We start from the raw sequence: 18,798 nt of genomic DNA, 5'->3' as shown, positions 1-18,798 counted from the left end.
GGGTATGAAGCGAGGCGTGACGTTGGGTGCGGCACTGGTGCTTCTGCTGGGGGCGACTCTCTCGACGGCCTGGGGAGGGGGGGTGCAGTACGCCAAAAGCACGGTCACCGTGACCCGTGATCCCTCCCCCTTGTCGGCCAAGGTGGCTACCGTGGAAGCGGGCGCCGCGGTCGAAGTCCTCAAACAGGATGAGCGTAACGTACAGGTCAAACTGCCCAACGGGGCCACCGGTTGGGCCAACCGCTTCAAATTCGGCAGCGAAAAACCCGCCGGCGCAAGCGGCGGAGGGGATCTCCTGGGGGCCTTGGGCGGCGGCGGATCGGTTTATGCCAAAGAGAGCCGTTCCGGTGGCAGTATCCGGGGCTTGCGGGAGGTTTCGGAGGATTACGCCCGCAATCAGCGACTGGCGGGTGATCCCATGGCCTCGGTGGAACGCATGGAGCGGTTGCAGGTAAACCCGGATGAACTGCTGCGTTTCCAGGAAGAGGGTCGGGTTGGTGAGTTTGCAGGAGGTGCCAAATGAACCGCACCGGAACAGGTATGTTGGGCTGCGCCCTTTTGATGGGTTGGGTGGCTCTGGGTGAGGCGGGTTTTCTGGATGAGGTGGTCAAGCAGGGCTTGGGAACACCGGCGGCTCCGCCGTCCGGTTCCAACCGCCCGGCGGCTCCCGCTTCACAGGAGAGCGGGCAGTCACCCGGTCTGGTCGATGGCCTGGGTGGTTTGATCGGCGTGGATCGCAGCAAGCTGGATCTGGTGAAGAAGGGGCTCAACACGGTTCGGGCCCTGCAGCCCATCGGCATCGAAGAAGAAGTGGCCATCGGGCGGGCCATCGCCTTGGAGGCATTCAACCGGTTCGGCGGGGAGTATGTCAACCCCGCCATGCAGAAGTATCTCAATCTGGTGGGGCGAACCGTGGCGCAGTTTTCGGACCGCCCGGAACTGGGCTACCGCTTTGCCATCCTCAACAGTGATGAAGAGAATGCCTTTGCCGCGCCGGGAGGGTATATCCTGGTGACACGGGGTCTGTTGCGGCGGGTGGAGAACGAGGCTCAGCTGGCCGGGGTTCTGGCCCATGAGATCGCCCACGTCTCCCGGCGGCACATGCTGGAAACCATTCAGCGGTCGGCGCTGCTCTCCAACGCTTCGGAGTTGACCGTTTCCGTGATGAAACAGGATCCCGGCATGTTTCGCAATCTGGTGGGGGAAGTATCCGACAAGCTCTTCACCCACGGGTTGGACCAGTCGCTGGAATTCGATGCGGATGCCCAGGGGCTGCGCTATCTCTATATGGCAGGCTACAATCTGCCCGCCTATCGGGGTTATCTGGCCGGGCTGCAGAAGCGCATGGGGCAATCGACTTCGGTCTTCTACTCGACCCATCCTTCGTTGGCCTCCAGACTGGAGAAGTTGGACAAGGAACTGCCCCGTCATGCGGGCGGTTCCAAGCTTCCTGTTCTGGATGGCCGTTTGCGCAAGTCGTTGTCCTTTTCCTGAAAGAACGGGGATAAGCGGTATGGACCAAGGGGTGGGTGCGTCGGGTGGTACTGTCGAACAATTGTCTGACTGGCGTTTGCGAGACGATCTGCGTCGGCGCAACAACCTGGTGGAGCAGGTTCTGGATCTGGTGAGTCAGGCCAGGGATCGCAAAAGCATGGCGACTTTGAGACGACTGACCCAGGAGTGGAACAGCCTTTCCCCACTGGCCGAGGAGTCGTTGGCCAAAGCGTGGCAGCGGCGTTTCGACGCGGCGAGTCAGGCCTTGATGGATGCCCGTTCCGCCCATTTCGAAACCTATCGCGTCAAGGCCGGAGTCGATCTGCAGCGGCAACTGGAGCGCAAACAGGAGGAGGTGGCTCGTTTGCGCGCCTCGGTGATGTCGGAATATGCCGTGTTGGGCAGCGAAGACGATCCGGAACAGGTCAAGGCGCGCATCCGTCTCAAGGAGTCGCGATTGAAGGATATCGAGGGGGTGGTTGGACTATTGGAAGACCGCCTGCACGGCGTCTGACTATTCCCCGGAAAGGTCTTACTCATGATTGTGGGCGTGGTTCGGGAGATTCGGGAGCAGGAGAATCGCGTGGGTGTGGTGCCCTCCGGCGTGGAGGCTTTCCGGGCGCACGGGCATTCGGTTTTGGTGCAGCGGGGCGCGGGTGGGGCCAGCGGTCATGAGGATGCCCGTTACCAGGAGGCCGGGGCCACGTTGCTGGAGAGCGCGGCGCAGGTGTGGGCGGGGGCCGACCTGGTGGTGAAGGTCAAGGAGCCGCAGCCTTCGGAATATAAGCTGTTGCGCCGCAAGCAGATGATTTTCACCTATTTCCACTTCGCGGCGAGTCGTGAAATGACTGAAGCCGTTCTGGCTTCGGGCTGTGTGGCCATCGCCTACGAAGGGGTGACCACCCCGGACGGGCGACTGCCGTTACTCGCCCCCATGAGTGAGATCGCCGGGCGGATGGCGGCCCAGCAGGCGGCCCGTTTTCTGGAGCGCAGCCAGGGAGGGCGCGGTGTGTTGATGGGCGGCGTTCCCGGTGTGGAACCGGCCACGGTCGTGGTGGTGGGGGGGGGCAGCGTGGGCAGTCAGGCGGCTCGGGTTGCTGCAGGAATGGGGGCCAGGGTTTTTATCCTGGACACCCGCCTCGAAATCTTGCGAAATCTCGCCGAGTGGATGCCCGCCAACGTTACTCCGCTGATGTCCGATACGGAGGTGCTGCGCAGGCTGTTGCCACGGACCGATGCCTTGATCAGCGCCGTGTTGCGCCCCGGCCTGCGGGCGCCTCGCATCCTCAGCCGGGAGATGGTGGCCCGGATGCAGCCGGGTTCGGTGGTGGTGGACGTGGCCATCGATCAGGGTGGCTCTCTGGAAACATCACGCCCCACCTCCCACGCCGATCCGGTCTTTGTGGAGGAAGGTGTGCTACACTATTGTGTACCCAATATGCCGGGAGGCGTGCCGGTGACCTCGACGCTGGCACTGACCAACGCCACCCTGCCATGGGCGCTGCAGTTGGCCGATCGGGGGTGGGCGCGTGCCTCTCTGGCAGAGGAGAGTCTCGCCAAAGGGGTTGCCGTGGTGAACGGCGGAGTGAGCAGTCCGGAAGTGGCGCAGAGCTTCGACCTGCCGTGGATAGCGGTGATCGATCTGGCTCGCGAGGACGTACACGGGTCAACCGCGTAATAACAGGGGTATGACATGGATGACAAGCCACTGAAGGATTGGATACTGGAAAGTATCCCCGAAACGGTCATGGAAATCGTGCAGACCATGCTATTCGTGGATGTACAGCCGGCCCACGGGGTGGCCAAACCGGCGGATGTGCTGCATGTGCCGGCTCGGGCCGAGGCCAGCGCCATCGTGGGCCTGAACGGCGGACTGGAAGGCGGCGTGCGGGTGGGCTGTTCCACCCATGTGGCTCTGTTCCTCTCCTCCGCCCTGGCGGGGGATTCCTTCTCCGTTCTCAAAGGTGAGGCGGTGGATGCCTTCGCCGAGATCGGCAATATGATTTCCGGGGGTATTTCCACCCGGCTCTCGAAACGAGTGGGAGACATCAGTCTGACTCCGCCGTCTGTGATCGTGGGCAAGGATTACGAAGTGGACTACACCCGACTTCTGGAGAGTGTGCGCTTCTTCTTCCGGGCCCAGGGGGAACCCTTCTATATCGAGGTACACTACCGGAACCCGAAAGACCTTCACAAAATCAATGCGATCTTCGAGGAGGGAACCTTGGCCCGACTGGATACCTGGGCCCTGAAGCGAAAAGCCAGCCGCGATCAGGCCATCATCATGCTGCTCGATCAGTATGACAAGAAATGAACGAGCGCACGGGAATGTCTCTGGTTACGGAAGCGGAAGCGAAGAAGAAATGGTGCCCCATGGTTCGGGTTCTGGATTTGAGCCTGCAGAGCGGGGCTGCCGGCTTCAACTGGATCAACACCGTGGGGATGGAACAGCAGGAAGGGATGAGCGACTGGTGGAGCAGCAATGCCTGCAAGGGCAGCCTGTGCATGTTCTGGCGCTGGAAACCCTCCCGCGAAGGGCACCTGGGCTATTGCGGCCTGGCCGGGAAACCGGACGACTGATTCCCGGCCGCGAGTGCCGGGGTTACGCAAGGACTCCTTCTTCCCGCAATCGATTCTCGAAATAGCGGATGGTGGACTGCAATCCTTCCTTCAGGGGGACCGTCGGCTGCCAATTCAGCAGGGCGTTGGCCAGGGTGATGTCGGGCTTGCGCTGGCGCGGGTCGTCCTGGGGCAGGGGAAGATAGTCGAGCCGGGAGGAAGAGCCCGTCATGTCGACCACCAGTTCGGCCAGCTCCCGGATGGTGAACTCTCCCGGATTGCCCAGATTGACCGGACCCGTGACCCCTGCCGGGGATTCCATGAGCTTGATCAGGCCGGCCACCAAATCCGAGACGAAACAGAAGGAGCGGGTTTGCTGCCCCGTTCCGTAGAGGGTCAGCGGTTTGCCCTGCAAGGCCTGAACGATGAAATTGGAGACCACCCGGCCGTCATCCGGATGCATGCGCGGTCCGTAGGTGTTGAAGATGCGCGCCACCTTGATTTCCAGACCCAACTGCCGGTGATAGTCGAAGAAGAGGGTTTCGGCGCAACGCTTGCCTTCGTCGTAACAGGCGCGGGTGCCGATGGGATTGACGTGCCCCCAATAGGATTCGGGTTGGGGATGGACCTGCGGGTCGCCATAGACCTCGCTGGTGGAGGCTTGGAGAATGCGGGCCTTCAGTCGTTTGGCCAAACCCAGCATGTTGATGGCGCCATGGACGCTGGTCTTGGTGGTTTGCACCGGATCGTGCTGGTAATGGATCGGAGAGGCGGGGCAGGCCAGGTTGTAGATCTGGTCGACCTCCACATACAACGGCAGCGTCACATCGTGCCGGATCAGTTCGAAGCGTGGATTGCTGAGCAGGTGGAGGACGTTATCCCGGGTGCCGGTAAAGAAATTGTCGACGCACAGCACGTTGTGTCCCGCCTGAAGCAGGGATTCGCAAAGATGGGAGCCCAGAAAGCCCGCACCACCCGTTACCAGAACCTGTTTTCGCGACATTGACAAACTCCCCCCGTAAGCGCTCCACCCATCCATTCAACCGGAGGAGAGTGCCAGAAAGGTCACTTTTTGGCAATCCATGTTCTGCCCGGGCTTCACGGGAGGGGATTTTTCCGGGCTTTTTAATTCCTTTATCGGAGAATCATTGAAATTTTGTGAAAATGAGTTAGCTTCAGAGACTGTTTTGACTGCGGCGTGCCGGAGGCATGGGTCCGAAGGCCTGAACTGACTGGAGGAAACGGGTATGGAAGAGGTATTCATCACGGCAGCGGGGCGCACGGCGATCGGAAAATTCCTGGGCAGTTTGTCGCCCCTGGCGGCGAGCAAACTGGGTTCCGTCGTGATCCGTGGCTTGCTGCAACGGGCTGGTTTGCATGCCGATCAGATTGATGAGGTGATTCTGGGACAGGTGTTGACGGCAGGTGTCGGGCAGAATCCGGCGCGTCAGGCGGCCTTGGGCGCCGGCCTTCCGGTGACGGTGCCGGCAATGACCATCAACAAGGTCTGCGGCAGCGGTTTGAAAGCGGTGGCTCTGGCGACTCAGGCGGTGCGCTGCGGGGATGCGGGCATCATCATCGCCGGCGGGCAGGAAAATATGACCCGCTCTCCCCATGTTGTCCCCGGATCCCGGGATGGCAACAAAATGGGTGATTGGAAAATGGTGGACTCCATGATCATGGATGGTCTGTGGGACATCTTTGACGATTATCATATGGGTGTCACGGCGGAGAATGTCGCCAAGCAATACGGCATCTCCCGCCAGGACCAGGATGCTTTTTCCGCTTCCTCCCAGCAGAAGGTGGAAGCGGCGCAAAAGGCGGGCCGTTTCAAGGAAGAGATCATTCCGGTGGAGATGCCCCAGCGCAAAGGGCCTCCGGTGGTCTTCGACACCGATGAGTTCCCCCGAGCGGGTACCACCGCCGAGGCCTTGGCCGGCCTCAAGCCCGCCTTCGACAAGGAAGGCACCGTGACGGCTGGCAACGCCTCCGGCATCAACGACGGTGCGGCTGCCGTGGTGGTGGCTTCGGCCAGCCGGGTGAAGGAACTGGGTCTCAAGCCCATGGCCCGCATCGTGGCTTACGCCTCCGGCGGTGTGGAGCCGCGCATCATGGGTACCGGACCGATCCCGGCGGTACGGCTCTGCCTGCAAAAGGCGGGTTGGAAAGCGGAGGATCTCGATCTCGTCGAGGCCAACGAAGCCTTCGCGGCTCAGGCCATTTCGGTCAATCGGGAACTGGGTTGGGATCTTTCCAAGATCAACGTCAATGGTGGGGCCATCAGCCTCGGACATCCCATCGGAGCCTCGGGGGCGCGCATCCTGGTCACCCTGCTGCACGAAATGGTGCGCCGCGACGCCCACAAGGGTCTGGCGACCCTGTGCATCGGCGGCGGCATGGGCGTGGCCCTGGCTGTGGAGCGTTGATCGTCACCGAGTCGGGATGGTTGTTCCCTTTGATGGCTAACTGAAACTGGACAGGAGATGGCAGAGATGAGTGGTCGCGTTGCAGTGGTGACGGGTGGTGTGGGCGGTATCGGCACGGCGATTTGCCAGAGCATGGCCAAGGCCGGTTTTCGCGTGGTGGCGACTTGCGCCCCCTTCGAAGCGGGAAAAATCGCCGAAGAGTGGGCGGCGGCCCGCAAGGCGGAAGGGTTCGACATGCCCGTTTACGCCGTGGAAGTGAGTGATTTCGAGCAGTGCAAGGCCACTGTTGCCAAGATTCAGGCTGAAGTCGGTCCCGTCGAGGTGTTGGTGAACAATGCCGGTATCACCAAGGACGGCACCCTCAAGAAGATGAGCTGGGATCAGTGGAACGCGGTGTTGAACGTCAACCTCGACTCCGTTTTCAATATGAGCCGCAACGTGGTCGACGGTATGTTGGAGCGGGGCTTCGGACGCATTGTCAACATCTCCTCCGTCAATGGGCAAAAAGGCCAGTTCGGGCAGTGCAACTACTCTGCGGCCAAGGCCGGCATGCACGGTTTCACCATGGCCCTGGCCCAGGAAGTGGCCACCAAGGGTATCACGGTCAATACCGTCTCTCCCGGCTATATCGGCACCCAGATGGTCATGGCCATCGAAGAGGAGATCCGCAACAAGATCATCGCCCAGGTTCCCGTGCGGCGTTTGGGTAAACCGGAGGAGATCGGACGTCTCGTGGCCTTCCTGGCTGCCGATGAATCCGGCTATATCACCGGATCCAACATCGCCATCAACGGCGGTCTGTTCATGTCCTTCTGATTGAATGGTCGGGGGGAGGGGGTTCTTCCCTCTCCCCGACCAACTCAAGGCAAGAAAGTTTACCGCTTGGCAAAAAGTCTGTGTTAGAATGTCTGGAGAACCTGGATGAAGTCACAACCCGTCTTAGATGCCACGGCCACCTTGCTGCCCGAAAGGGAGCCCGGAGCGCCGCCTGGTGCAGGTTCCAAGACAATTCAGGATGAGGCCATGAACATGCCCCTTCCCAAAAAAATGCGGACCATCAAAAAATACCCCAACCGTCGCCTGTACGACACCGAGAAGTCCGCCTTCGTGACCCTCTCGGACGTGCGGCGCATGGTCATGGAGAAGACCCCCTTCCGGGTCATCGACTCCAAGACCAGCAAGGACATCACCCGAGCCATTCTGCTTCAGGTGATCAGCGAGCAGGAGGACGAGGACCAGGAAAGCCCCATGCTGGAAACCAGCTTCCTGGAGATGATGATTCGTCTTTACGGCTCCTCGGCCCAGCAGTTCATGGGTGGCTATCTCACCCACAGCCTGGAGCTCTTCCAGGAGCAGCAGGGCAACTTCTTCAAGCAGCTTTCGGTGATGAACCCGCTGCAGATGAACCCTTTTTTTAATGCCTTAGCCGATTCCAACCTTCACAAGTTGCGCAAGCTCAATGCCTCCCTCTCCTCTTCCGGAAAGGAACAACGTCCCACCCAAAGCAAAACACCTCCCGAGGCAGCACCCGATCCGCACGAGCTGGAAGGGGAATTGTTGGGGCTCGACGAGGAAGAGTTCGAAGAAGACGACGCCTAACGGGCTGTTTTTGACGGAATTTCGACAAAATTTTGCAATGCAGAAAAAAAGGATTGACAGGATAGGGCCTTTTTGGGTAGCTTGTGTTTCAACGAGCTTTTGCAGTGCAAAATCACGAACCAGACAGGAGATGCCAAGATGGATAAGAAAGTCGCCGAGCAAATGACCGAAATGACCAAGGCCGTATTGAATTCCATGATGCGGTTGCAGCAGATCAACGAGCGCACGGTTCAAAAGCTGGCGGAGCGTCAGTTGGATGCGGTTGGCGAGTACATGAGCGCCGGTGTGCAGCAGCTGCGCATGATGGGCGAATCCAAGGATATGAAGGACGTTCTGGGCAAGCAGGCCGAGCTGACCAAGGAGCTTTCGGACCGGATGGTGACCCATGCCAAGCAAACGGTTGAGTTGCTGAATCAGAGCCGCCGCGAAATCAACGACCTGATGGAAAAGGGCATGGAAGCCATTCTGGGCCAGGCCAAGGATGGTGCCGAGTAAGTCGTATTCTGCCGAAGGGTGCGTGCAGATTCAAAATAATGAATGGGGCGCGTGCTTCGGTGGCGGTATGGATCGTTGAGCCGAAGTCAGGCCCAAGAGGGAGAGGCGAATCATGGCCGATCAATTTGAATGGTCTCAACAGTGGCTTGAGGGCTGGACCGACATGCAGAACAAGGTCTGGCAGATGTGGTCCAATGCCGCCAGCAAACCGGTTGGGGGGGGAGTCCCCCCCGCCGATGCGATGTTCAAGTTCTGGCAGAAGAACATGGAGTCGGGAATGTCCCCTGGCGCCAATCCCCTGAGCGGCATGATGGGCGGCATGGGCGGCATGGGTGGCATGGGTGGCATGGGTGGCAACCCGATTCCGAATATGTTCCCGGCCATGTTGTCGGCAGGTCAGAACTATATGGGAATGGCCGAAGTTTTCATGAAGGCCTTCCAGCAGATGCAAAGCGGCCTGCATGCGGGTGAAGAGTGGACCGGGGCGGTGCAACGCACGTTGGACCAGTTGCGCCAGCAGATGTCCTTCAATCCCATGGGCATGGGCGGCTTCAGTGGTCAGGGAGCTCAGCAGTTCTGGGCCCTGCCGATGGATACCTGGCAGCGTATGGCTGCTTCCATTTCACCGCTGCCCGGAGGTTTGCTGCATCCCCTCAAGGAGGAGGATCTGCTTCGGGCGGGGGAAGTTTTCCGCACCAATATGGAGAAGTATCTTTCCGTTCCGGCGGTGGGTTACACCCGTGAATGGCAGGAGCATTATCAGGAAGGGTTGCGCCATTGGATGAGCTACCAGGAGGCGCTGCAAGCCTACATGGGGCTGCTTTCCAACGTGGGACGCGACGCCCTGGAGCGGTTGCAGGCCAAACTGGTTCCCAAAACCGGCGAGGCGCCGCCGTCCATCGAGACCTTCAAGGCCTTCTTCGATCTGTGGGTGGATTGCGCCGAGGATGCCTTCGCCCAGGTCGCCCAGACGGAAGAGTACAGCCAGCTCAACGGCCGCATGATCAACGAATTGATGCGTCTGAAGCATCACAGTCGGGAGTGGGTGGAAAAAAGCCTTTCCATCATGAACATGCCCTCCCGACGGGAGCTGGATACCGCCCACAAGCGTATTCTGGAACTGAAGCGACGTGTGTTGGATCTGGAAGAAGAGGTTGGCAAGCTGCGCAAGCTCAACCTGGAACAAGAAATCAAGGCACTACGGAACGACATCGAGAAAATGGGAGTCTATGATCTGAAGCAGGATCTTGGCGCCTTGCGCGATGTGCTGGCGACCAACCCCGCCAGGGCCAGAGTTGCCGACGTTCGGGATGATGCCGCCAACCGTGCCCGCCGCAAGACGGGCCCCGATTCCCCGACCGAGTGAGGAGGAGTGAGGCATGATCCCCATTCTTAACAACCCCGACCGGATCGTGCGGGAAGTTGTCGACTTCAACCAGAAATTGGCTCAAGGCCTGGAAAATCTGAGCCAGATCAGCGCCATCGATGTTGGCGCGAGCCAGAGGGAAACCATCTATACCGAAGACAAGATGGTACTCTGCCGCTTCACGCCCCTGGTGGAAAAGCCGTTCCGTATTCCGGTTCTTGTGGTGTATGCTCTGGTGAACCGGCCCTATATGGCCGATCTGCAAAAAGAGCGCTCCATGATCCGCCGGCTCCTGGAGCAGGGCATGGATGTCTACCTCATCGACTGGGGATATCCGGACGAGGCCGATCGCTTCCTGAGCCTGGATGACTACATCAACGGCTACATCCGGCGCAGTGTTGGCGTAATTTGTGAACGTCATGGATTGAGCAAGATCAATCTGCTGGGCATCTGTCAGGGGGGCACCTTCAGTCTCTGTTTCTCCGCCCTCCATCCGGACAAGGTGCGCAATCTGGTCACCATGGTGACGCCGGTCGATTTTCATGCCCCCGGCAATCTGTTGAGCCACTGGGCCCAGAATCTGGACGTGGATTTGATGGTCAACACCCTGGGTAACATTCCGGGGGAGATGCTGAACCTGACCTTCCTGGCCCTGAAGCCTTTCCGCCTCACGGCGCAGAAGTATCTGGACCTGGTTCAGATCATGGATGATCGCACGAAGTTGGAAAACTTCCTGTGCATGGAAAAGTGGATCTTCGACAGCCCGGATCAGGTCGGGGAGGCTTTCCGCCAGTTTATCAAGGACTTTTACCAACGTAACGGTTTGGTGAAAGGTGAAGTGACAATTGGCAATAAACAGGTTAAACTGTCCAATATAAGCATGCCGGTACTGAATGTCTTCGCCACTGAGGACCATCTGGTACCGCCGGAAGCCTCCACCATTTTGGGGAAACTGGTGGGGACGACCGACTACACCGAAATGGCCTTCAAAGGGGGTCATATCGGGATTTACGTCAGCGGACGAGCTCAAAAAGAGATTCCAACCGCGATTGTCAACTGGTTTCGGGAGCGGGAATAATTAAAGACGGGGGATTCCCTTAGACGAAACAACGACCAGGAGGGATCCTGGTCGTCCGCACCAGCCGGAGGAGGGATTACATGGCTTCAGTCCCATTCAAATCCCAGCGCGTCAAGGCGTTGGACCCTTTCCTGCTTGAGTTCGCCCCTCTGTTTGCGTTGGCGTTGGCCAAGAACCCAGAGGCCAAGTTTTGGATTGGGGATCCAATCAAGGGGCACATGGCAATGCCCGTGTTCCTCTTTGAACTTGGCCAGAGCCATCAGGAATTCTTCAGCAAGCACCTCTCTCGGGTCCCAGACAAAGCCAAGCGCCTCTAGGCGTTCCCGCTGATCCCTGGAAAGCAGACCCCTGGCCTGGGCGTTGCGTTGCGCAGCAACCCAACGACCCAGGCGGGGGTTTTCCCGATACTCTTCGGGCACGTTGGTGTGTCCCGAATGCATTTTGTAAGCCAGTAACTGCACAAAAGACTCCTCCCAAAGCGCCGCCGCCTCGTCCCAGATAAAACCCAGTTCGTCCAACCGCCGGGCTTGTTCCTGGTCCAGTTTGCCGTTGCGTTTCAATTGCCGCTGAATCTTGATCCACCAGCCCAGTTCGGGGTCTTCTTCCCAGGATTCCGGCACCATGCAATGACCATGCTTCTCTTTGAAAGCCGCCAGAGCGGCAAACTGCTCTTCCCACAGGTTCGAGCCCGGATTCCACACCAGACCGAGTTGCTCCAGTCGGCTGACCTTTTCGGCGGCTAACAATCCTTCCCGGTGAAGCTTGCGCTGTTTGCCGATCCATCGGGGCAATTCTGCCGAAGCCTGCCACTCCCGGGGCACATGGCAATGGCCACGTTCTTGCCGGAAAAGCCGCAGCTCGTTGAACTGCTGCTCCCATTCCGCTTCCAGCGGATCCCAAATGAAGCAGACCGCTTCAAGCTGCCGCATGCGCTCCGCGGAGAGCCGGTTGCTGCGCATCAAACGGCGTTGTTCGGCGCACCACCGCTCCAGTTCACTCTCCCGTGCCGGCCAGCGGCATTCGCGGAAGTGGGCGAACATCGCCTGCCACGCGGTCTCCTCGGGGTTCCAGTCGATGTCGAGCTGTTCGAGTCGGGCCATCCGATCCTCCGAAAGCCCCCCTTTGCGACGCAAGCGGCGCTGACTCTCCACCCACTGGCCCAGCGGGCTCTCTTCCGACGGCCAGGGGGGAAACAGGCCGAGCAATTCCTGGAAGGTCCGGTTCCAGGCGGTCTCCTCCGGATTCCAATCGATCCCCAGTGCCTCCAACCTTAACAATCGCTCCGTTGCCAGCCTCTGTTTGTGGTAGAGACGACGCTGACTCTCGATCCAGGCGTCGTCAGGGCTGTTCTCCTCCGGAAAACGTCCGGTGGCTTCCAGATGATGCGCAATTCGTTGGAAAGCAGCGGTCCAGGCGCTCTCCTCCGGGTCGAAATCGAAGCCGTGTTCGGCAAGAATCCTGGTCCATTTTTCCGGCAACTTTCCGGCGGCGTGTTGCTTTCGTTGACGCTGTACCCAAGCCTGCAACTCCGGTTCGTCGGAGAGGGGATTGGCCTGCCAGCGGGAGAAAGAGTCCATCCAGGCGGCTTCTTCCAAATCCCAGACGAAACCGATCTGGTCGAGCCGCTTTTGGCGGGACTCCTCCAGCTTCTTTTGGTTCCGCAGTTGGCGCTGTTTCGCGGCCCATTCCGCCAGTGGCGGGTCCGCTTCCCACTTTTCGGGCACCAGGGCGGAACCGGTGGTCTGCCGGTGTTGCAGCAGACGTTGCCAGCTCTGGTTCCACAGCCAGGCCTCCATGTCCCAGATGAAACCGTGACGATTGAGCAGTTCGACCTCTTCCGGGCGTCCCTTGCCCAGGCGATGGTCGCGTCGTTGCTGCCCGATCCAGGCCAGCAGGCCGGGATTCTCTTCCGGAAGCGGATCCCGTGTGCCGTGGAGTTGGACGTGTTTGAGAAAACTTCCGAACTGTTCGTCCCAGTCGCTGGAGAGGGCTTCCAGAACCGTCTGCCCCAGCAGTCGGAAAAAGGACTCCTCGGCGGCTTCCCGGTCGATGAGCAGGAAGCGTTGCAGCAGGGGGCGCATGTCGGCACCGTCCCCGCGTCCGATGTTTTGACGCAGCGAGCGCACCTGTCGGGTAAAGGCCGCATCCGCTTCGCCCAGCAGGCGGATCCATTGGGAAAAGGAGGCTTTCCATGTGGCGAGATTCCGGTCGCCTTTCAGAGGCAACACCAGCCATCCGTTCGCGCCGGAGCCGTGAGCGGCCGTCACCGCCGCCAGGAGCGGGGCGATGTCCCCCTTGAGGGACTCGATGTCCCACAGGCAGAAGGCGGCATCGGCAAGTTGGTCACGGTGGAACAGAGCCACCTGGGCTGTCGCGAGGAGGGCTGCCGGAGCGGAGGCGAATCGCTCCAGGGTGGTGTTGCGTTCCGTGCGGGATTGGTTGCCCGCCACGGTGAGGTGACAGCCTCCGAAGGTTTGGGGGAAACGACCGGAAAAGGCCTGCAGGAAATTTTTCGCCGAGGCGGCATCCCGGTGACAGGTTACCAGACGAGGCAGACGCAACAAGGCCGGAACCTGGGCCAGGGCTTCCATGACCGCTTCGGGCATATTCTCCCCGGTTTGAGGGGCCTCTTCCGTTTCGGGAACCCGCAGCAGGGCCAGACGCCAGGGTTTGGCCAGACCGTGCTGCTGGGCCTGGGTCAGGGTGATCTCCAGCGGGGGGCCGTTTTCCCACGGCGTGGAGAGGGGTGAAAGATGAATGTGGGGCGCTTTGCCCTGATGTGCTTGCCAGGCGGTTTGCCACCCGGTGGGCAGGGCGTTGCGGGAGAGATGCCATTCCGGCAGGAGCAGGGCGCTTTGGCTGGCGGGAAAGGCTTCCAGGGCTTCGTGCAGGATGGGCCATCCAGAGGGGGTGGCCAGGAGGATGCGGGTTCCGGAGAAACGCCAGGCCAAAAACTCCTTGACGGCGGCGACCTCCCGAACCAGGGGAAAGCCGCATTCGCCGTCGGTGAAGAGCGGCAGATCAAGGGAACGGGAGCCCCCTTTTTCCCGACAGACGGCCAGACAGGCCAAAGCGGCCCAGGGGGCCCGGTTCTCCCAGTGGGCGGCTATCTGCTGCAAATGGGCTCGCGAAGGCAGCAGGACGGTCAGGGATCGGCTGCCTCCGTAGGCGGTCGCCAGGGCCAGCAACAGCTCCAGGCCGCTCTCTCCGGGGGCATGATGGACCAGGAGGTGTCCCTCGCCTCCGGGGAGAAGCGCCTGCGTGGTTTCCCGGATGAGAGCCGGCGGCTCGCACCGTTCACCCGCGGGCAGCCCGGTTTGCAGCCAGCGTCGCATGGCGGGCAACTGGTGGGGCAATCGGGTCCGGAGATGCCAGCCGTCCAGGATCGACAGCCCCGGTTGTTGGAACAGGCGTGGTGGCAGACTGCGGGAGTTGCTGACCAATAGCCGGGGCAAAGCCTCGGGAAGGAGAAAGGCGGCGGTCTCCTTGGCGGTGGGGGGCATGGCGGAAAAGCGGATGGCCGCCAGCCAGGGGTCACCCCAGGGGATTTCCAGAAGTCCGTCCCAGGCAGGCGTGGCCAGAGCGGCGAGGCAGGCCGGGGAGAGGCGTCGATGCAGGGTCAGGGGAATCTGACCGGGAGGATGAAAGGCCCGCATGAAGAGCAGCCGTCCCGTGGCCAACAGGGCCAGCACGATCCAGCGAAAGGCCGCATCGGGCTGGCTGAGACCGGCCAGTGCCTTTTCGACTTCCGGCCAGGAGTTGGCTCCCTGCAACAACTCTCTGGCTTCCCGTTTGCCCTGCATCGCATCCTGCTGCACGAGAGGTGGTCTCCTGATTTATCGGGGGGTGGCATCCGGCAAGCCCCCATCCACGGGGATGGTGGCTCCGGTGGTGGGGGTGGCCCGGGTGGCGAAAAAGAGTACGGCGTTGGCCACATGATCGGCGGTGACTTTCGATTTAAGCAAATTGCGCAACCGGTAGTAGTCTTCAAGCCCCTTTTCGTCGAGTCCACGGGCCTTCATGCGGTCGGGTCCGACGGTATCCCAGAGGCCGGAGCGGCGTGTCCCGTCGCTGAAGACGGCATCCGGGGCCACCATGTTGACCCGCACCCCGAGGGGGGCCAGTTCGAGGCTGGCGATACGCGCCAATTGGTGGGCGCCCGCTTTGGTGGCGGAATAGGCGCCGAATCCGGCTCCCGGCGCAAAGACGTTCTTGGTGGAGATCAGGACCACGTCGCCGCCGATGCCCTGCTGCCGGAAGAGTTGCGCCGCCCGTTTGAGAGGGAAGAGGGTACCTTCCAGATTGATGCGTTCCAGGCGGCGAAACGCCTCGGGATCCATCTCCTCCAGGGTGGAGACGTGGGCACTGCCCGCGTTGAGAATCAGCAGGTCGAGACCACCCCAGGTGGTGATCAGGGTATCGAAGGCCTGGTTGACGGCCTCCGGATCGGTGCAATCCATGGGCAGGCCGATGAGTCGGTCCTTGCCGAAGGAGACCAGCTCCTCCAGCAGGGAATCGAGTCGTTTGGGGTCGATATCCGCTGCCCCGACATGGGCTCCCGCCTGAAGCAGGGAGCGGCAGATGCCGGCTCCGATGGCGCCCGCGGCCCCGGTGACCAGGGCGATATGTCCCGCCAGGGGGGGCTCGACGGTTCCCTTCTTGGCCTGCTGCATGGGCAGGTGTTCCATGTCGAAGAGGTGTTCCTCGTCCAGTCCCCGATAGCTCCAGCCCGCCTTGCTCACGCGCTGTTTGATGCTCAGGGTCTGGTGGGTGATATCCCTCACGATACCCGCTTCCCTGGCATCACGCCCGACGCAGACGGCGCCGACATCCTTGATCAGCAGCACCCGCGGCAGGCTATCCTGCAGGAGGGCTCCCGGCAGCCGCCGCGAGGAGTGGCGTTCCTGATAAGCGTGGTACCCGGTTTGGTAATCACTCAGGGCGGTTGCCAGCTCTTCCGGATTTTCCAGCCACATGGGCAGGGGTTTGGTGCGGATCAGGTGATCGGTGGTCAGGGGAGGGGAGACCAGCTCCTCCTTGAGTTGCGGAAGGGGGGCCAATCCGGGAAGGGGGCCTTCCAGCAGGGGTTCCAGAACCATGGGCCGGAAGGGACGATCCGGGTTGAGGCTTGGAGGGCACACAGCGCCGCGCAGGCGCGGAGCCTGTTCGATGTACCAGGAGATGGCGTTGGAAGCCGCCTGGGGATTTCGCGGAGGGAGCGAGGGCAAGGCCTTCTCCGCACGGTTCACCAGTTCCAGGGTGCGTGCGAAGGCCTCCTGGGGGTTTTCACCCCAGGTGATCAGTCCGTGGTGCAGCAGAACCATACCTTTTGCCGCAGGATTCTCCCCAAACAGGCGGGCCGCCTCCCGCGCCAGGGTGAATCCGGGGCGGTGATAGGGAAGAATCAATACCTCCTCCCCGAGGTGATGCCGCACCCGTTCCGCGCCGTTGGCCTGGTTGGTCAGGCCCAGAATGGCGTCGGCATGGCTGTGCAGGATCCAGGTGGCGGGAATCAGGGTATGGAGCAGCGCCTCGATGGAGGGGGTGGCCTCTTCGTGATGCAGCAGGTGATCCCGCAGCAAAACGGGGAGTTGCTCATCGGCCCACTCCTTTTGGGAGGCGATATGGGCAAGCGCTTCCGCGTCGACGGCGACATAGCCCTCGGGTCCGCTCTTTTCCAGATCGCAGCCGCTGGCCTTGACCCGAAGAACGGCCCGTTCCCGCCCCCAGCGATCCGCACCCCGGTATTTGACGGAGGTGTTTCCCCCGCCATGGAGTACCAGGGTCGGTTCCTGCCCCATCAGACGACTGACGTAGACCAGGGCGCCATGGTGAGGATCCACCTCGGGAGGCAGGGTGGCGAGAAAGGCCTTGAGGGCGTCGTCGTCCCAGCGGTTTTTCATGGAGGTTCTCAAGTGTTGCTCAGGGTGGATAACATGAAGGTGGCGTTTGCCTCCAGTGCCTGGTTTTTGAACAGAGCGCTGCCGCTGACCACCACCTGGGGTTTGAGGGCGGCGATCTCCTCGATATTTTCGCGTTTGACGCCGCCGTCGAAACAGAGCAGAGGGGGACAGACCAGGGCTTTGCAGGCCTCCCTCAAAGCCTGCCAGCGGGCGCTGACCGTGGCAAAGGAGGGGGCGACGCCGCCCCGTGGATCCACCGCCAGGAGCAGGGCCATATCGATACGTTCCAGCCAGGGGAAAAGCGTCTCGACAGGGGTTTCGGGCAACAGCGCCAGTCCCACCACCAGAGGGCGTCCCGCTGCCTGGGCTTTAAGGGCATCGATGGCTGCTCCCGGATCCGCGCAGGCTTCCAAATGAAAGCTGACCACATCGGCCTTGGCCTCCAGACAGGCGGCGAAGTGGCGCTCGGGGTCTTCGACCAGCAGGTGGATATCCCGGACCAGGGGGGTGTTCAAGGTGCGGATCCAGGCGGGGCCGACCGTCAGTTCGGGCACGAACCGGCCGTCCATGCAGTCGAAATGCAGCCAGTCGATACCGCATTTTTCCAGTCGCGAGAAATCCCGTTCCAGGTGCATGGCATCCGCTGCGGTGGCCACGGCGCTGATGACGGTCAGTCGCTCTCCCAACAAGGCATGCCTTACGGAGATGTTACTGGTCATGGAGGGCCTGACGATAGAAATCCATGGCTTCTTTGGGGCTTTTGTTCTGATGCACCACCTGGCGCACCGCCTGAATCATGGCATCGGGATGGGCGGCCTGGAAGATGTTGCGTCCCATGTCCACACCGGCGGCGCCTTCCTGAACCGCGCGCCAGGCCATGGTCAGGGCCTCTTCCTCCGGGAGTTTCTTGCCGCCGGCGATGACGATGGGTACCGGGCAGGAGGCGGCCACGCTTTCGAAGCCCTTTTCCACATAGTAGGTCTTGACGTAGGTGGCGCCCAACTCGGCGCAGATGCGGGTGGCCAGGCGCATGTACTGGGCATCCCGGGTCAACTGCTTGCCCACGGCGGTCACGCCGAGGACCGGCATGCCCACGCGCAGACCGGCATCCACCAGGCGGGTCATGTTATGGATCGACTGGGTTTCGAATTCACCGCCCACGAAGACCTGCACCGCCACTGCGGAGGCGTTGAGGCGCACGGCGTCCTCCATGTCCACGGCGATCTGCTCGTTGGACAACTCCTTGAGGATGCTGGGTCCGCCGCTGGCCCGCAACACCACACCACGGGTGAAGGTGGGCGGGGTGACGCTGCGCAGAATGCCACGGGTGCACATCAGGGTGTCGGCGTAGGCCAGCAGGGGCACGATATCGATATCGATGCGTTCCAGACCGGTGGTGGGGCCCATGAAGTAGCCGTGGTCCACCGCCAGCATGACGGTGCGTCCGCTGGCCGGGGAGAAGATATTGGACAGACGGTTCTTCATACCCCAGTCGAGTTCGTTGAGACCCTTCAGGCCGAATACCCGATTGGTCTGCGGGCTCTCCAGGTGATAGTCGTGGGTGTCCAGATTGCCATCCAGATCGGCCATGCCCGTTGTTCCTCCATAGCGAGAGTCTTTTGAATGCACCAAAGGAGCAGTTTAGCAGGCGGACTTGGCTATGGCGAGAATGTTCCCGTATGGGGCCGTTGCAGGGGCTGTCGGAGCAGGCCTTGCGGAGCAGCTCTTGGGTCGAGGAGAAACCGGAAGCGAGAAATATAAGAAAAATCTCTTTATTGATGAGGATCTTTTTGAGATAATCGCGCACTACGATAAAGATTGCGTCTTATTTATTTAATTTCTTTTCGATAAAGAGATGGAATATATATAATATATTTA

General features: G+C 60.9%; 17 protein-coding genes. 12 read left to right on the top strand and 5 right to left on the bottom strand.

Going from position 1 to position 18,798, the window contains the following annotated elements; translation table 11 throughout:
• The first annotated feature begins 4 nt into the window (after positions 1–4).
• Genes HQL56_03730 through HQL56_03705 form a run of 6 tightly spaced genes read left to right on the top strand, consistent with a single transcriptional unit; the run spans position 5 to position 4,074 of the window.
• Entirely contained in the window at positions 5–523 is a 519-nt protein-coding gene (locus tag HQL56_03730) for a hypothetical protein (GenBank protein ID MBF0308621.1), read from the top strand.
• The gene (locus HQL56_03725) at positions 520–1,494 is read left to right on the top strand and encodes a M48 family metalloprotease (protein ID MBF0308620.1); all 975 of its coding nucleotides are present in this window, start codon (positions 520–522) and stop codon (positions 1,492–1,494) included. Before HQL56_03730 ends, HQL56_03725 begins: the two co-directional genes overlap by 4 nt.
• Before the next feature lie 19 nt (positions 1,495–1,513).
• Positions 1,514–2,008 carry a hypothetical protein gene (locus HQL56_03720; GenBank protein ID MBF0308619.1) on the top strand — a complete coding sequence of 165 codons (495 nt, stop codon included), beginning with the start codon at positions 1,514–1,516 and terminating at the stop codon, positions 2,006–2,008.
• Between the two features lie 24 nt (positions 2,009–2,032).
• A complete protein-coding gene (gene ald, locus HQL56_03715; protein ID MBF0308618.1) occupies positions 2,033–3,172 on the top strand; it encodes an alanine dehydrogenase in 1,140 nt (379 codons plus the stop codon).
• 15 nt (positions 3,173–3,187) lie between these two features.
• Entirely contained in the window at positions 3,188–3,808 is a 621-nt protein-coding gene (locus HQL56_03710) for a chemotaxis protein CheX (GenBank protein ID MBF0308617.1), read from the top strand.
• Positions 3,809–3,822: 14 nt separating this feature from the next.
• Complete coding sequence (locus HQL56_03705) at positions 3,823–4,074, top strand: hypothetical protein (GenBank protein MBF0308616.1); 252 nt, start codon at positions 3,823–3,825, stop codon at positions 4,072–4,074.
• A 22-nt stretch (positions 4,075–4,096) separates the two neighbouring features.
• On the opposite strand, the gene HQL56_03700 is transcribed toward HQL56_03705, so the two are convergent.
• Positions 4,097–5,056 (bottom strand): SDR family oxidoreductase, encoded by a 960-nt coding sequence (locus HQL56_03700; protein MBF0308615.1) that lies wholly within the window; start codon positions 5,054–5,056, stop codon positions 4,097–4,099.
• Between the two features lie 244 nt (positions 5,057–5,300).
• On the opposite strand from HQL56_03700, the gene HQL56_03695 reads away from it, so the two are divergent.
• The 6 genes from HQL56_03695 to HQL56_03670 all read left to right on the top strand — a co-directional run bounded on the left by HQL56_03695 (position 5,301) and on the right by HQL56_03670 (position 11,017).
• Entirely contained in the window at positions 5,301–6,479 is a 1,179-nt protein-coding gene (locus tag HQL56_03695) for an acetyl-CoA C-acetyltransferase (protein MBF0308614.1), read from the top strand.
• A 66-nt stretch (positions 6,480–6,545) separates the two neighbouring features.
• Complete coding sequence (phbB, locus tag HQL56_03690; protein ID MBF0308613.1) at positions 6,546–7,295, top strand: acetoacetyl-CoA reductase; 750 nt, start codon at positions 6,546–6,548, stop codon at positions 7,293–7,295.
• Between the two features lie 207 nt (positions 7,296–7,502).
• A complete protein-coding gene (phaR, locus tag HQL56_03685; protein ID MBF0308612.1) occupies positions 7,503–8,078 on the top strand; it encodes a polyhydroxyalkanoate synthesis repressor PhaR in 576 nt (191 codons plus the stop codon).
• Positions 8,079–8,216: 138 nt separating this feature from the next.
• Positions 8,217–8,573 (top strand): phasin family protein, encoded by a 357-nt coding sequence (locus HQL56_03680; protein ID MBF0308611.1) that lies wholly within the window; start codon positions 8,217–8,219, stop codon positions 8,571–8,573.
• A gap of 112 nt (positions 8,574–8,685) precedes the next feature.
• The gene (phaE, locus tag HQL56_03675) at positions 8,686–9,939 is read left to right on the top strand and encodes a class III poly(R)-hydroxyalkanoic acid synthase subunit PhaE (GenBank protein ID MBF0308610.1); all 1,254 of its coding nucleotides are present in this window, start codon (positions 8,686–8,688) and stop codon (positions 9,937–9,939) included.
• A gap of 13 nt (positions 9,940–9,952) precedes the next feature.
• Positions 9,953–11,017 carry a class III poly(R)-hydroxyalkanoic acid synthase subunit PhaC gene (locus HQL56_03670; GenBank protein ID MBF0308609.1) on the top strand — a complete coding sequence of 355 codons (1,065 nt, stop codon included), beginning with the start codon at positions 9,953–9,955 and terminating at the stop codon, positions 11,015–11,017.
• A gap of 86 nt (positions 11,018–11,103) precedes the next feature.
• Here the strand turns inward: HQL56_03670 and HQL56_03665 are convergent, their stop codons facing one another.
• The 4 genes from HQL56_03665 to lsrF are packed head-to-tail and all read right to left on the bottom strand — an operon-like array spanning position 11,104 to position 18,510.
• The gene (locus tag HQL56_03665) at positions 11,104–14,835 is read right to left on the bottom strand and encodes a helicase associated domain-containing protein (GenBank protein ID MBF0308608.1); all 3,732 of its coding nucleotides are present in this window, start codon (positions 14,833–14,835) and stop codon (positions 11,104–11,106) included.
• A gap of 18 nt (positions 14,836–14,853) precedes the next feature.
• On the bottom strand, positions 14,854–16,920 hold the full coding sequence (locus HQL56_03660) for a bifunctional aldolase/short-chain dehydrogenase (GenBank protein ID MBF0308607.1): 2,067 nt from the start codon (positions 16,918–16,920) through the stop codon (positions 14,854–14,856).
• 8 nt (positions 16,921–16,928) lie between these two features.
• Entirely contained in the window at positions 16,929–17,639 is a 711-nt protein-coding gene (locus tag HQL56_03655; protein ID MBF0308606.1) for a ribulose-phosphate 3-epimerase, read from the bottom strand.
• Positions 17,629–18,510 carry a 3-hydroxy-5-phosphonooxypentane-2,4-dione thiolase gene (lsrF, locus tag HQL56_03650; protein ID MBF0308605.1) on the bottom strand — a complete coding sequence of 294 codons (882 nt, stop codon included), beginning with the start codon at positions 18,508–18,510 and terminating at the stop codon, positions 17,629–17,631. The genes HQL56_03655 and lsrF overlap by 11 nt, the downstream gene beginning before the upstream one ends.
• Between the last annotated feature and the right edge of the window lie 288 nt (positions 18,511–18,798).

The organism is Magnetococcales bacterium (assembly GCA_015231925.1).
Lineage (GTDB): Bacteria > Pseudomonadota > Magnetococcia > Magnetococcales > JADGAQ01 > JADGAQ01.
The sequence above is the reverse complement of the archived record's forward strand: the minus strand, read 5'-3'. Positions and strand labels throughout refer to the sequence as shown.

Bases quoted from the DNA above. Each gene is read 5' to 3' on its own strand.
- HQL56_03730 (MBF0308621.1), top strand. From the start codon at position 5: ATGAAGCGAGGCGTGACGTTGGGTGCGGCACTGGTGCTTCTGCTGGGG.
- HQL56_03725 (MBF0308620.1), top strand. From the start codon at position 520: ATGAACCGCACCGGAACAGGTATGTTGGGCTGCGCCCTTTTGATGGGT.
- HQL56_03720 (MBF0308619.1), top strand. From the start codon at position 1,514: ATGGACCAAGGGGTGGGTGCGTCGGGTGGTACTGTCGAACAATTGTCT.
- ald (MBF0308618.1), top strand. From the start codon at position 2,033: ATGATTGTGGGCGTGGTTCGGGAGATTCGGGAGCAGGAGAATCGCGTG.
- HQL56_03710 (MBF0308617.1), top strand. From the start codon at position 3,188: ATGGATGACAAGCCACTGAAGGATTGGATACTGGAAAGTATCCCCGAA.
- HQL56_03705 (MBF0308616.1), top strand. From the start codon at position 3,823: ATGTCTCTGGTTACGGAAGCGGAAGCGAAGAAGAAATGGTGCCCCATG.
- HQL56_03700 (MBF0308615.1), bottom strand. From the start codon at position 5,056: ATGTCGCGAAAACAGGTTCTGGTAACGGGTGGTGCGGGCTTTCTGGGC.
- HQL56_03695 (MBF0308614.1), top strand. From the start codon at position 5,301: ATGGAAGAGGTATTCATCACGGCAGCGGGGCGCACGGCGATCGGAAAA.
- phbB (MBF0308613.1), top strand. From the start codon at position 6,546: ATGAGTGGTCGCGTTGCAGTGGTGACGGGTGGTGTGGGCGGTATCGGC.
- phaR (MBF0308612.1), top strand. From the start codon at position 7,503: ATGAACATGCCCCTTCCCAAAAAAATGCGGACCATCAAAAAATACCCC.
- HQL56_03680 (MBF0308611.1), top strand. From the start codon at position 8,217: ATGGATAAGAAAGTCGCCGAGCAAATGACCGAAATGACCAAGGCCGTA.
- phaE (MBF0308610.1), top strand. From the start codon at position 8,686: ATGGCCGATCAATTTGAATGGTCTCAACAGTGGCTTGAGGGCTGGACC.
- HQL56_03670 (MBF0308609.1), top strand. From the start codon at position 9,953: ATGATCCCCATTCTTAACAACCCCGACCGGATCGTGCGGGAAGTTGTC.
- HQL56_03660 (MBF0308607.1), bottom strand. From the start codon at position 16,920: ATGAAAAACCGCTGGGACGACGACGCCCTCAAGGCCTTTCTCGCCACC.
- HQL56_03655 (MBF0308606.1), bottom strand. From the start codon at position 17,639: ATGACCAGTAACATCTCCGTAAGGCATGCCTTGTTGGGAGAGCGACTG.
- lsrF (MBF0308605.1), bottom strand. From the start codon at position 18,510: ATGGCCGATCTGGATGGCAATCTGGACACCCACGACTATCACCTGGAG.